The organism is bacterium, from assembly GCA_036524115.1.
Classification (GTDB): Bacteria; JAUVQV01; JAUVQV01; order JAUVQV01; family DATDCY01; genus DATDCY01.
This window is the reverse complement of record DATDCY010000328.1, coordinates 41084-54302: the sequence shown is the minus strand read 5'-3', so window position 1 is coordinate 54302 and position 13219 is coordinate 41084. Positions and strand designations below refer to the sequence as shown.

Genomic DNA, 13219 nt, shown 5'->3' with positions numbered 1-13219 from the left:
GGGTCGAGGCCGCTGGCCGAGGCGAGCAGCAGCTCCGGGGGGATGGGGTCGGCGACGCCCGCGTCCCGCAGCGCCACCGCGCGCTCCGCGGCCCGGCGGAACAGCGCCGGGTTCGTGGGCCCGAGGTTGGAGCCGCCCGAGGCGAGGGCGTTGTACGGGAAGCCGCCGGTCGCGGACGGCCGCGGCCAGAAGTATCCCGGCCCCGAGAAGGCCTGTCCGATGAGCAGGGAGCCGCGGACCCTCCCGCCGGCGTCGCGCACGAGGCTCCCCTCGGCCTGGCGGGCAAAGGCCAGTCGCGCGGCGAGCGTCACGGCGGCCGGGTAGAGCCCGCCGCAGACGACCGTCAGCGCCAGCAGGACCAGGATCGCGGCCCGCGCCTGCTTCATCATCCCGTCCCCCCGAGCAGCCCCACGAGCACGTCGATGGCCTTGATGCCGGCAAACGGCGCGACGATGCCGCCGACCCCGTAGACGAGCAGGTTGAACACCAGCAGGCGCTCCGCCGGCATCGGGCGGTATTTCGTGCCACGCAGCGCCAGCGGGATCAGCGCGGGGATGACCAGCGCGTTGAAGATCACCGCCGAGAGGATGGCGCTCGCCGGGCTGCCCAGGTGCATCAGGTTCAGCGCCTGGAGCTGCGGGTAGATGCCGAGGAGCGCAGCGGGGATGATCGCGAAGTACTTGGCGACGTCGTTCGCGATGCTGAAGGTCGTCAGGTTCCCGCGGGTCATGAGGATCTGCTTGCCGATCTCGACGATGTCCAGGAGCTTCGTCGGGTTGCTGTCGAGGTCGATGATGTTCGCGGCCTCCCGCGCCGGCTGCGTGCCCGTGTTCATCGCGACCGCGACGTCGGCCTGCGCCAGCGCGGGCGCGTCGTTCGTGCCGTCGCCCGTCATCGCCACCATCAGCCCCTGCTCCTGGTGCTCCCGGATCAGGCGCAGCTTGTCCTCGGGCCTGGCCTGCGCCAGGAAGCCGTCGACACGCGCCTCGGCGGCGATGGCCGCCGCCGTCAGGTTGTTGTCGCCGGTGATCATCAGCGTCTTGATGCCCATGCTGCGCAGCGCGTCGAAGCGCTCCTGGATGCCGCCCTTGACGATGTCCTTCAGCTCGACCACGCCGACGACGCGCGCGCCGACGGCGACCACCAGCGGCGTGGCGCCGGCGCGCGCGATCGCCTCGACGATGCCTCCGAGCTCGGCGGGCGCCGCCCCGCCCGCCGCCCGGACGAACGCGGCCACGGAGTCCGCCGCGCCCTTGCGGTAGCGGGCGTCCGCCAGATCCACGCCGCTGAGGCGCGTCTCCGCGCTGAAGGCGACGCCCGACGCCCCCGCCGGCAGCGCCGCCAGCCGCAGCCCGAACCGCTCCTTCGCGAGCACGACGATGCTGCGGCCCTCCGGCGTCTCGTCGGTGAGCGAGGACATGAGCGCCGCCTCGGCGACGTCGCGCTCCGCGTGCTCCCCGACCGGCACGAACCGCACGGCGGCGCGGTTGCCGAGCGTGATCGTCCCAGTCTTGTCCAGCAGCAGCACGTTGACGTCGCCGGCGGCCTCGATCGCGCGGCCCGAGAGCGCGACGACGTTCCGCTGGAAGAGCCGGTCCATGCCGGCGATGCCGATCGCCGGCAGCAGCGCGGCGATGGTCGTCGGCGCCAGACAGACGAAGAGCGCCGTGAGCACCGTCAGCGAGACCGGCTCGCCCCGGCCGGCAGCCTTCACGCTGTAGCGCGAGAGGGGGCTCAGGTTCGCGACGACCAGCAGGAACACGACCGTCAGCGCGATGAGCAGCACCTCCAACGCCACCTCGTTCGGCGTCTTGCGGCGCTTCGCCCCCTCGATGAGGCCGATCATCCGGTCGAGGAAGGTCTCGCCGGGGTTCGCCGTGATGCGGACGACGATCCGGTTGGCAATAACCTCGGTGCCGCCGGTGACGGCGCTGCGGTCGCCGCCGGCCTCCCGCACCACCGGCGCGGACTCCCCGGTGACCGCCGCCTCGTTCACGAGCGCGGCGCCCGCCACGACCTCGCCGTCGCCGGGGATCGTCTCGTGCGCGTCGACGAGGATATGGTCTCCCTTGCGCAGCTCGCACGCCGGCACCGTCTGCGCCGGACTGTCGAACGCCGGACGCGCCAGGCGCCTGGCGGACACGCTGGTGCGGGTCTTGCGCAGCGAGGCGGCGCGCGCCTTGCCGCGCCCCTCGGCGAGGGCCTCGGCGAACGTCGAGAAGAGCACCGTCAGCCAGAGCCAGAAGGACACCAGGCCGGCGAACCAGGCCGGCTCGTCGCCGAAGCCGGCCAGCGACCGCAGGAACGTGGCGAGCGCGATCGCGCCGCTGACTTCGACCGCGAACATCACCGGGCTGCGCCAGAGCGCGCGCGGGTCGAGCTTCCGGAGCGACTCGACGAGCGCCGGCCGCAGAATCCGCGGGTCGAAGATCGAGACCTGCTCCGGTGAATGCCGCGACACGTCAGCGGCCCCCCGACATCAGGAAGTGCTCCACGATCGGCCCGCAGGCGAGCGCCGGGAAGAAGGTCAGGGCGCCGACGACGAGCACGACGAGCATCAGCCAGAGGACGAACGGGGCCTGGTGGGTCGGCAATGTCCCGAGGCTCGGCGGCACTGCCTTCCTGGCCGCGAGCGAGCCGGCCATGGCCAGCACCGCGACCGCCGGGACGAACCGGCCGAGCGCCATCGCCAGCGCCCCCGCGAGGTTGTAGAAGGGCGTGTCGCCGCCCAGGCCCGCGAAGGCGCTGCCGTTGTTGTTCGCCATCGAGGCGAAGGCGTAGAGGACCTCGCTCAGCCCGTGCGCGCCCGGGTTGCCGAGCGTCGCGAGCCCGGCGGGCAGGACGACCGCGACGCCGGAGAAGACCAGCACGAGCGCGCCCGGGGTCAGGACCGTCACGATCGCGAGCCACATCTCGCGCGCCTCGATCTTCTTCCCGAGGTACTCCGGCGTCCGGCCGATCATCAGGCCGGCGACGAAGACCGCGATCAGGACGAAAGCCAGCATCGTGTAGAGGCCGGAGCCGACGCCGCCGGGGGCGACTTCGCCGAGCAGGATCAGGCCCAGCGGCACAAGGCCGCCCAACGGCGTGAGCGAATCGTGCATCGCGTCGACCGCACCGCAGGAGGTGGCGGTCGTGGCCGTCGCGAACAGCGCGCTGCCGACGACGCCGAAGCGCGTCTCCTTCCCTTCCAGGCCCGGGCCGGCGACGCCCGCCCCGGCGAGCAGCGGGTTGCCGCGCGTTTCCGCCCGGACGAGGGCGCCGCCGGCCGCCAGCAGCAGCGCGAGCATGGCCGCGAGCAGGGCCCGCCCCTGGCGCGGGTCGCCGGCCATCCGCCCGAAGGTCCAGGTCAGCGCGACCGGGATCAGCAGGATGAGGAAGATCTCGAGGAAGTTCGTCAGCGGCGTCGGGTTCTCGAAGGGATGTGCGGAGTTCGCGTTGAAGTACCCGCCCCCGTTCGTGCCGATCTCCTTGATCGCCTCCTGCGAGGCGACCGGGCCCAGCGGCAGCAGCGCCGCCCCCTCGCCCGCCGCCGCCCGGGCCTCCAGCGGCTCGATCGGCCGGTAGGGGCCGAAGCTCTGGATCACGCCCTGGGAGACGAGCAGGAGCGCCGCGACGAGCGAAAGCGGGAGGAGCACGTAGAGCGTCACGCGGACGAGATCCGCCCAGAAGTTGCCGATGGTGGCGGAGCGCTGGCGCGCCAGACCGCGCACGAGGGCGACGGCGATCGCGATGCCGGTGGCCGCGGAAAGAAAGTTCTGGACGGCGAAGCCGGCCATCTGCACGAGGGCGCCGGCGCTGGCCTCGCCCGCGTAGTTCTGCCAGTTGGTGTTGGTGACGAAGCTGACCGCCGTGCCGAGCGCCAGGTCCCAGTCGAAGCCCGGCAGGCCCCGGGGGTTGAGCGGGAGCACTCCCTGCAGGAGCAGCAGCGCGAGCAGCGCGGCCAGTCCCGCGGCGTTGAAGGCGAGCATGGCGGCGGCATAGCGCCTCCAGCCCATCTCCTCCTCCGGGTCGACGCCGCCGGCGCGATAGACGAGCCGTTCGCACGGGCCGAGGATCCCGTCTAGGAACGTCCGCTCCCCCGCGAAGACGCGCGCCATGTACGCGCCGAGGGGACCGGCCGCCAGGAGCAGCAGCGCCAGGAGCGCAACCACCTGGGCCGCGTCGGCAAGCGTCATCGTCGGGACCTCCCGGGCATTGCACGCCGTCGGGGAACGTCGCCCCGGCACACGGCGGTCACTCCGTACAGAGCGCCGCGGGGATCACGAGGAAATATACACCGTCCTTGACGGCAAGGTCGTGGATCCGGACGTTCCCCTCGAGGACCTCCCCCGCGACACAGGTCTTCCCGACCAGCGCCGTCACCCGGATCGATCCGACAGGCCTGGCGTCCGCGCCACCGGTTCGACCGAGGACCGTCAAGACGTCGCCCGCGTGAAGCGACTTCGCCATCTGTTCGTTGCCGCTGGAGAAGAGGTGCACCGCCGCACCCTTCGCCATCTCGGCCGGCGCCTCCTCCCCGCCTTGCGTCAGCGGGTCGTAGGACGCGGCGCCGGCACCCGTCGGCACAGCGGCGGCCAGCCAGAGTGCCGCGGCGCCTCCCATCACTGCCGCTCTCAACCTCATCGTCTCCTCCTCCTGCCTTCAAACGTAGGTCTTTCGAGGCAAGAAGGGCGCAAGGAACTTGCACGGGGGCGTCAGGATTTCGTCAGGACGTGCTGCTGAAAATTCCCGCACGAAAGAGTATAGTCCGTCGATTAACTGGCTGATGGGAACCACGGCGGCTCGAGTCGAAGCCGCGAAGCGGAAAGGGCAGGCATGAAGTCAAATCCCCGGAAGACGACAGCGGCAGCGCTCGTTCTGGCAGCGCTCACGGCGACTCTCCTCGTTCCTTCGGGGTGCGCGAAGCAACCGGAGGGCGCGGGCAAGGGCGGCGGCCAGGCGGGCGCGGCGGCGAAGCGCCCGCCGGTGCCGGTGCTCGCGGCGAAGGCCGAACTGGCTGACGTGCCGATCGAGGTCCGGGCGCTCGGGACGGTCGAAGCGGTCCAATCCTCCCCGGTGCGCTCCCAGGTCACCGGCACGATCACCGAGGTCGCCTTCCGCGAGGGCGACATGGTCCGCGCCGGGCAGGTCCTCTTCCGGCTCGACCGGCGGCCGCTGGAGGCGACGCTGCGCCAGCTCGAGGCGAACCTGGCGCGCGACGAGGCCCAGGGGCGTTCCGCAGAGGCCCAGACGCAGACCACCGAGGCGCAGGTGCGCAGCGCCGAGGCCCAGGTCCGCAACGCGGAAAGCCAGGCAAAGCGCTACGCGGACCTCCTCGCCAAGGAACTGGTCTCGCGCGAGGATGCCGACCAGCGGGCGACCAACCTCGACGCAGCCCGCGCCGCGCTGGACGCCGCGCGCGCCTCGGCGAGCGCCGCCCGCGCCGCGCTCGAGGCCAGCCGCGCCTCCGCGGAGTCCACGAAGGCCGGCATCGAGAACGCGAAGCTCCAGCTCGCCTACACGGTCATCTCCTCCCCGATCGCGGGGCAGGCGGGGAGCCTGCTCGCGGACAAGGGCGACCTGGTCAAGGCCAACGACGTGACCCTCGTGGTGGTCAATCAGATCCAGCCGATCCACGTCCGTTTCGCGGTGCCCGAGCCGCGGCTCCCGGAGGTGCAGCGCTACCGCGCCGCCGGGACGCTCTCCGTGCGGGTCGCGCTGTCGGGCGGCGAGGGAGCGCCCCGGGAAGGCCGTGTCGTCTTCGTCGACAACTCGGTCGACCGGGCCACCGGGACCATCGCCCTGAAGGCCGAGTTCGCGAACGCCGACCGCGTGCTCTGGCCGGGGCAGTTCGTCGACGTCTCGCTGGTGCTGACCGTGCGCGGGAAGGCTGTCGTCGTACCCACCGCCGCGCTCCAGAACGGGCAGCAGGGGCCGTACGTCTTCATCGTCGAGGCGGGCGGCACCGCCGCCGTCCGCCCGGTGAAGCCGGGCCCGGCCGCCGATGGGCGCACCGTGATCGAGGCCGGCCTCGCCGCCGGCGACACCGTCGTCACCGACGGCCAGCTGCGCCTGACGCCGGGCTCGCCCGTGGTCCTCAAGACCGGCCTGGCGGAGAAAGCCCGTTGAACATCGCCGGCCTCTTCATTCGCCGGCCCATCGCGACCACGCTGCTGATGGCCGCGGTCGTCATGTTCGGGGTCATGGGCTACCGCACCCTCCCGGTGAGCGACCTGCCCAACGTCGACTACCCCACGGTGCAGGTGCGCGCCAGTCTCTCCGGGGCCGACCCGGAGACGATGGCCTCCGCGGTCGCCACCCCGCTGGAGAAGCAGTTCTCGACGATCGCCGGCATCGACTCGATGACCTCGTCGTCGAGCCAGGGCTCGGCGACGATCGTGCTGACCTTCGCGCTCGACCGCGACATCGACGCCGCCGCCCAGGACGTGCAGGCCGCGATCGCCCAGACCATGCGCAGCCTGCCGCAGGACATCACGCCGCCGTCGTACCAGAAGGTCAATCCGGCCGACGACCCGATCCTGTTCCTGGCGCTGACCTCGAAGACGCTCCAGCTCTCCACGCTCAGCGAGTACGGCGAGAACCTGATGGCCCAGCGGATCTCGATGGTCCAGGGCGTGGCCCAGGTGCAGGTCTACGGCTCGCAGAAGTACGCGGTGCGCGTCCAGGTCGACCCGCGCCGGCTGGCCGTGAAGCAGATCGGCATCGACGAGGTCTCGAACGCGATCGACCAGGGGAACGTGAACATGCCGACCGGCACCCTCTGGGGCGCGGAGAAGGCGCTGACGCTGCGCGCCTCCGGGCAGCTCGAAGATGCCGATGCCTTCCGCCAGCTGATCGTCGCCTATCGCGGCGGCGCGCCGGTGCGCCTCGACGACGTCGGCCGCGTGCTCGACAGCGTCCAGAACGACAAGACCGCCGCCTGGTTCACGAACGAGGGCGTCGCGAGCCGTGGCGTCATCCTGGCGATCCAGCGCCAGCCCGGCACCAACACCGTCGCCGTAGCGAAGGCAGTGCGCCAGACCCTCGACGTGCTGCGCCAGCAGCTGCCGGCGTCGGTGAGCGTGGACGTGCTCTACGACCGCTCCGAGTCGATCAAGGACTCGGTGAACGACGTGCAGTGGACGCTGCTGCTGACCTTCGTGCTCGTGGTGCTGGTGATCTTCTTCTTCCTGCGCAACGTCTCGGCCACCGTGATCCCGAGCCTCGCGCTGCCGATGAGCGTCATCGGCACGTTCGCCGTCATGAAGGCCTTCGGCTACAACATCGACAACCTCTCGCTGATGGCGCTCACGCTCTCGCTCGGCTTCGTCGTCGACGACGCGATCGTGATGCTCGAGAACATCGTGCGCCACGTCGAGATGGGCAAGAGACCGATGCAGGCCGCGCTGGATGGCGCGGCGGAGATCGGCTTCACGATCCTCTCGATGACGATCTCGCTGGCCGCGGTCTTCCTGCCGCTGATCTTCATGCCCGGGGTCATCGGCCGGCTCTTCCGCGAGTTCTCGATCACGATCGTCTCGGCGATCCTGATCTCCGGCGTCGTCTCGCTGACGCTGACGCCGATGATGTGCAGCCGCTTCATCCGCAGCTCGCACGACACCGCGCACGGCCGCTTCTTCAATTTCACCGAGCGCGGCTACCAGTTCTTCCTCGGCCTCTATGTCCGCAGTCTCGCCTGGTTCACGCGCCACCGTCGCGTCGCGCTGGCGGCTTCGCTGGCGATCATGGCCGGCACGGTCGGGCTCTTCAGGCTCGTCCCCAAGGGCCTCTTCCCGATCGAGGACACCGGCCGGCTCTCGATCATCACCGAGGCCGCCGAGGGGACCTCCTTCGAAGCGATGGTGCCGCACCAGCAGGCGTTGATGGAGATCGTCGCGAAGGAGCCGAACATCGAGTCCTTCATGTCCTCCGCGGGCGGCGGGCCGGGCGGCGGCAGCTCGAACCAGGGACGGATGTTCATCAAGCTGCGCGACCGGCGCGAGCGCACGGCAGACGGCGCCCAGGTCGTCGAGGGCCTGCGCGGCAGGCTGGCGCAGGTCCCGGGCATCCGCGCGTTCCCGCAGGTGCCCCCGACGATCCGCCTGCCCGGCGCATCGAGCAAGAGCCTCTACCAGTACACGCTCCAGGGTCAGGACCTCGACGAGCTGTACGCGGTCGCGCCGCAGCTCGAGGCGAAGCTGCGCGAGCTGCCCGGCCTCCAGGACGTGACGAGCGACCTGCTGCTGAAGAACCCCGAGGTCACCATCGAGATCGACCGCGATCGCGCGGCGGCGCTCGGCGTCAGCGCCCAGCAGATCGAGAACTCCCTCTACTACGCCTACGGCGCGCGGCAGGTCTCGACGATCTACACCCCCACGAACCAGTACCAGGTGATCCTGCAGACGCTGCCGGAGTACCAGCGCGACCCCGCGGCGCTGGACCTGCTGTCGATCCGCACCGCGAAGGGCGAGCTGGTGCCGCTCTCGACCCTGGCCACGATGCGGGCGGGCCTCGGGCCGCTCACCGTCAACCACGCCGGGCAGCTGCCGGCGGTCACGCTGGCCTTCAACACGAAGCCCGGCGTCGCGCTCGGGGACGCGGTGAAGCAGGTGGAAGGAGTGGCCCGGGGCGTGCTGCCCCAGACCGTCACCGGGAGCTTCTCGGGGACGGCCCAGGCCTTCAAGGCGTCGCAGGCCGGGCTGCTGGCCCTGCTGGTGCTGGCGGTCCTGGTGATCTACCTCGTGCTCGGCATCCTGTACGAGAGCTTCGTGCACCCGCTGACGATCCTCTCCGGACTGCCGTTCGCCGGCTTCGGTGCGCTGCTGACGCTGCTGGTCTTCCGGCAGGAGCTGTCGGTCTACAGCTACGTCGGCCTGATCATGCTCATCGGCGTCGTCAAGAAGAACGCCATCATGATGATCGACTTCGCGCTGGAGGCCGAGCGCAAGGAAGGCAAGGCGCCGCTGGACGCCATCCTCGAGGCCTGCGCCATCCGCTTCCGCCCGATCATGATGACCACGATGTGCGCGCTCTTCGGCACGCTGCCGATCGCGCTCGGCCTCGGCGCCGGCGCCGAAAGCCGCCGCCCGCTCGGCCTCGCCGTCGTCGGCGGGCTGGCCTTCTCGCAGTTCATCACGCTGTACGTGACGCCGGTCTTCTACACCTACTTCGATGGCCTGCAGCACCGGGTGCGGCGGCTCCTCGGGATGAAAGAGAAGCCCACCGGCCCCGTCGCGGCCTGACGTCCGCCCGGCCGGCGCGGCGACAGGCGCCGGCCGGGACTCCGTGAAGTTCCCGCAGATCAGGGCTTCGGCACGAGCGTAAAGAGCCCCTCCCCCTCATCGCGCGCGAGCACCGCCCCGCGCGCGTCCAGCAGCGCCACCGCCAGACGGCACTGCGCGTTGGCCTCCGTCACCGCCGGCGCATCCCACGCGTACTCACCCGGATTGCCCGCCAGCGTCGCCAACACTGTCCATGTCGCACCGCCGTCCAGGCTCGACGAGACGCGCGTGCGGGCCACCGGCCCGATCGCCGCCGTCTGCCAGCGCACCAGCCTCCCGGTCCCGCCGTAGACCAGGTCCCCCGCCTGCGGCCCGAGCAGCTCCACCCCGCCGCCGATGCTGAAGGCGCCGGCGCCCGCGTCCCGCCCCAGCACCGCGCCCATCACGCCGAGCAGCTCCACCGCCACGCGGCAGCGATCGCTGCGCCGGCGCAGCACCGGCACCCGCCAGGAGTACTCCCCCGCACCGGGGCGCGCGTACCCCGCCAGCTGCCAGCTCTCGCCCCCGTCGACCGTGTACCTGATCCGCACCGCCGCCACCGGCCGCACCGTCGCCCAGCGGCTCCAGCGCACGCTCGCCCGCCGACCGCCCACGAGCAGAGCCCCCGTCGCCGGCGCCGTCACCTCCACCGGCCCGATCCCGATGCGCCCGTCACTCTCGTCCGAGCCCACCGCGTCCCCGCCGGTATACCCCACCACCTTCAGCGCGTAGTCCCGGTACGTCCCTTCCAGCGCCGGCGGCACCTTCCAGAAACGCACCCCGTCCACCACCGCGCCGTCCTCCGCCGTCCCCGCCGCGCGGTACGTGCCCGACGGCAGCACCGTCCGCCAGGGACCGTCGCCGCGGCGCAGCAGCAGCCGCACCTCCTCCACCGTCGCACCGCTCACGAAGCGCACCGCCGCGCTCGTGCCCGTCCCCAGCACCTCCCCGCCGTTGGGCGAGGCCAGGCGGATCGGCACCTCCAGAGCGCCGATCGTCACCTGCGCCGGCGCCTCCGCCGTGTACCCCAGCCGGTCCGTCACCCGCAGCGACAGCGGGTACGCCAGCCCCACCTCGCACGAGCCGCCGCAGACCACCTGCCGCACCTGCGTCCAGCTCAACAGCGGCTTGATCCCCGCCGCGTCGTCGTACTCCCCGTCGTCGTCCAGGTCCCAGGCGTAGCCCTCCACCCGGTCCCCGCACGCCACGTCCGGGTCCGTGCTCCACGAGCCGTCCAGCGCCAGCGGCGAGCCGTAGCCGATCGCGTACGGACCGCCTGCGCTCGCCACCGGCGCCGCGCCCTCCGTGCGCACCTCCAGCGTCGCGATGTCCCGACCCGGCAGCGGCGCGTCATCGCTCACCCGCAGCGCCACCGTGTGCGGACCCACATCGCCGTAGGCGTACGACACCTGCGCGCCCACCGCCTCGGTCCGGAACTCGCCCCGCTCGTAGTGAAAGTCCCACTCCCACTTCACCACCCGGCGCGCCCCGCTGGGGTGGTACGAGCCGCTGCCGTCGAAGGTGATCTCGCCCGGGCACGCCACCGACGCCGCGCTCGCGCTCGCCACCGCCACCGGGCGGCCGTCCGACACCACCTGCCGGTAGCCGCTCACCCGGCTCGCGCCGAGTCCGTCGTCCAGGCGCACCTCCATCGCGCACGCGCCCGGCCCCGGCACGCTCTTGCCCGGCGCCGTCCAGCGCGGCGTGCGGCTCGTCGCGTCGTCGAAGCTCCCGTTGCCCGTCAGCCCCACGCACGACGCCCGCCACGCGTAGCGCAGCGGGTGCCCCTGGTTGTCCGACGCCTCCACCGAGAGGCTCACCACCGCCCCGGGCGATGCCGGGTTGGGCGCACCGCCCGCCGGCGAGGAGATCGCGATCACGTGCGCGTCCGAGCTCACCTGCTGCGCGTACGCCCCCTGCACCTCGTGCCCCAGCCCGTCGCCGGCCACCACCTGCAGCCGGCACTCGCGCGCCTCGCCCGTGTAGTTGCCCGGCGCTGTCCACGTGATCGTCCCGTCGGATGCCGTCACGAACGTCCCGTTGCCCTCGAGCCCCGCGCACTGCGCGCTCCACACGAAGGCCACCGCGTGCCCGAAGCTGTCCTGCGCCGTGGCGCTCAAGGTCACCACGCCGTCCGAGGCCACCGGGTTGGGCGTCCCCGACGGCCCGCTCACCAGCGTCACGCGATCCGGCAGCGCCAGCACCCCCTGACTGTACGAGCGGCTCGCCGCCAGCCCCTGCCCGTCCCCCGCCTGCACCGTCAGCGTGCACCCCTGCGGAGCGCCCGTCAGGTTCGCCGGCGCCGTCCACAGCGTCGCCGCCTTCGTCGCGTCCTCAAAGCTCCCCGCCCCTGCCAGCCCCGGGCACAGCGCGCTCCACGCATAGCTCAGCGTGTGCCCCAGCGTGTCGCGGGCCAGAACACCGACGCCCGCCGTCCCGCCGGACTCCGCCGGGTTGGGCACGCCGCCGGGACCGGCGACGAAGACGATCTTGTGCTCGGATGTGGCCGCCAGCGCCAGCTCCTGGAAGCTGCCCTTCTCGCCGATGGTCACGTCCCCGCCCCACAGACCGTTGACCAGGATCTGCGCCGCATCGCCGGGGCGCGCCGTCCCCGCCGCACGTGGATACAGCGCGTCGATCGGCACCCGCAGCACGTACTTGCCCTCCGCGCCCGGCTGCGAGCCCAGCGCGTACGTCGCGATCGGCTCGGTCGAGCCCGCCGGCAGCAGCGCCACCACGCCCTTGGTCGCCGCCACACCGTCCACCGTCACGGCCCCGTACACCACGTGGTGCGGCTCCGGGATCTTGGCGAGGGCGGCGGTTGACAGTACGAGCACCACGGCCAGCGCTGAAAGTGCTGCAACACCGGCCACCCGGTCCCTGCTCTTCATGACTCCCTCACCTCCCCACGCTCTCATCGCCCGATCCCCGGCACCGACGGCGGCGCCTGCTGCGAACTCGCTCCCGGCAGCACTGGAAGGCCGATCTGTGACGCCGCGCCCTCCGCGCGTAAGGCGGCCAGCAATTCCCCGAGCGCGGCCTCGTCCACCTTCACGCCTGCCGCGCTGCGAATCGCCGCCACGAACTCGTCCTGTCGGCGGCGACGTTCCGCGGTGCGGATCCGATCGTCGATCTCGCGGCGGACGCCCTCGTCCTCGAAGGGCCGGGAGACGGCCGACTGGCGCCCGGTGAGCATCGCGATGTAGAAGCCGTCGGGCGCCGCGACGACGCTGCCCGTCATCGCCCCAGGCCGCTCCACCGCGAACAGCGCCTCCGCGAGCTGCCGCGGGATCCCGCCGGGCTTTCCCTCCCGGTCGAAGAAGCCGGTGTCCCCCTTCGGCCGACCGGCGGGCTCGTCGGAGTGCTTCAGCACCAGCTCGCCGAAGCCGAACCGCGTGTCCTGCAGCGCCAGCGCCTCCGCCAGCACCGCCTCGGCCTTCTTGCGTTTCTCCGCGCGGACGGCTGGATCACCGCTCTCCGGCGCCGCGAAGAAGATGTCGGAGGCCCGCGCCCGCTCCGTGCGGACAAAGTCGGTGAGGTGCTCGTCGTAGTAGCGCTTCAACTCATCCTCGGCGATCTTCCGTTCGAACGCCGGGCGGTCGACCTCGCGCTCCAGCAGCCGCTGGACAACCACCTGCCGGATCGTCTGCCTGACGTCGGGTTCCCGGTCGATGCCCCGGCGCAACGCCTCGGCGTAGAGGGCCTCGGTCTGGACCAGCTCCTCGAGCCGCCTGCGGACGGCCTCCTCGCCCGGCTCGACGTCGCGCTTCTGGGGACGCATCCGCACGTAACCTTCGAGGTCGGCGACCGAGATCGTGCGGCCGGCGACATCCGCGAGCGCCCGGCCCTGTCCAGGCGGGGCCGGCGCATCGGCTGCCGGCGCGGGTGCCGCGCCCCCCAGTGAGCAGACGAGAGCCAGTGCCGCGCCGGCAGCCGGCCCCCGCATCTTCACGCCCATCCCGTGCGCGCCCATGGCT

8 protein-coding genes are annotated in these 13219 nt (G+C 72.1%); 2 read left to right on the top strand and 6 right to left on the bottom strand.

What is annotated here, in order from left to right; translation table 11 throughout:
* The 4 genes from VI078_15980 to VI078_15965 all read right to left on the bottom strand — a co-directional run.
* The coding region (locus VI078_15980) for a potassium-transporting ATPase subunit C (protein ID HEY6000786.1) at positions 1-389 on the bottom strand (389 nt) is incomplete at its 3' end.
* On the bottom strand, positions 386-2461 hold the full coding sequence (gene kdpB / locus VI078_15975; GenBank protein HEY6000785.1) for a potassium-transporting ATPase subunit KdpB: 2076 nt from the start codon (positions 2459-2461) through the stop codon (positions 386-388). The genes VI078_15980 and kdpB, both read right to left, overlap by 4 nt.
* Position 2462: 1 nt before the next feature.
* Positions 2463-4178, bottom strand: coding sequence for a potassium-transporting ATPase subunit KdpA (gene kdpA, locus VI078_15970; GenBank protein HEY6000784.1), 1716 nt, complete (start codon positions 4176-4178; stop codon positions 2463-2465).
* A gap of 58 nt (positions 4179-4236) precedes the next feature.
* A complete protein-coding gene (locus VI078_15965; protein HEY6000783.1) occupies positions 4237-4626 on the bottom strand; it encodes a hypothetical protein in 390 nt (129 codons plus the stop codon).
* Positions 4627-4818: 192 nt separating this feature from the next.
* Between VI078_15965 and VI078_15960 the strand changes: the two genes are divergently transcribed.
* The gene (locus tag VI078_15960; protein HEY6000782.1) at positions 4819-6111 is read left to right on the top strand and encodes an efflux RND transporter periplasmic adaptor subunit; all 1293 of its coding nucleotides are present in this window, start codon (positions 4819-4821) and stop codon (positions 6109-6111) included.
* The gene (locus VI078_15955; GenBank protein HEY6000781.1) at positions 6108-9224 is read left to right on the top strand and encodes an efflux RND transporter permease subunit; all 3117 of its coding nucleotides are present in this window, start codon (positions 6108-6110) and stop codon (positions 9222-9224) included. The genes VI078_15960 and VI078_15955 overlap by 4 nt, the downstream gene beginning before the upstream one ends.
* A gap of 59 nt (positions 9225-9283) precedes the next feature.
* On the opposite strand, the gene VI078_15950 is transcribed toward VI078_15955, so the two are convergent.
* Both VI078_15950 and VI078_15945 read right to left on the bottom strand, forming a co-directional pair.
* Positions 9284-12133 carry a PKD domain-containing protein gene (locus VI078_15950; protein HEY6000780.1) on the bottom strand — a complete coding sequence of 950 codons (2850 nt, stop codon included), beginning with the start codon at positions 12131-12133 and terminating at the stop codon, positions 9284-9286.
* A gap of 23 nt (positions 12134-12156) precedes the next feature.
* Entirely contained in the window at positions 12157-13215 is a 1059-nt protein-coding gene (locus VI078_15945; GenBank protein HEY6000779.1) for a peptidylprolyl isomerase, read from the bottom strand.
* Positions 13216-13219: the final 4 nt, after the last annotated feature.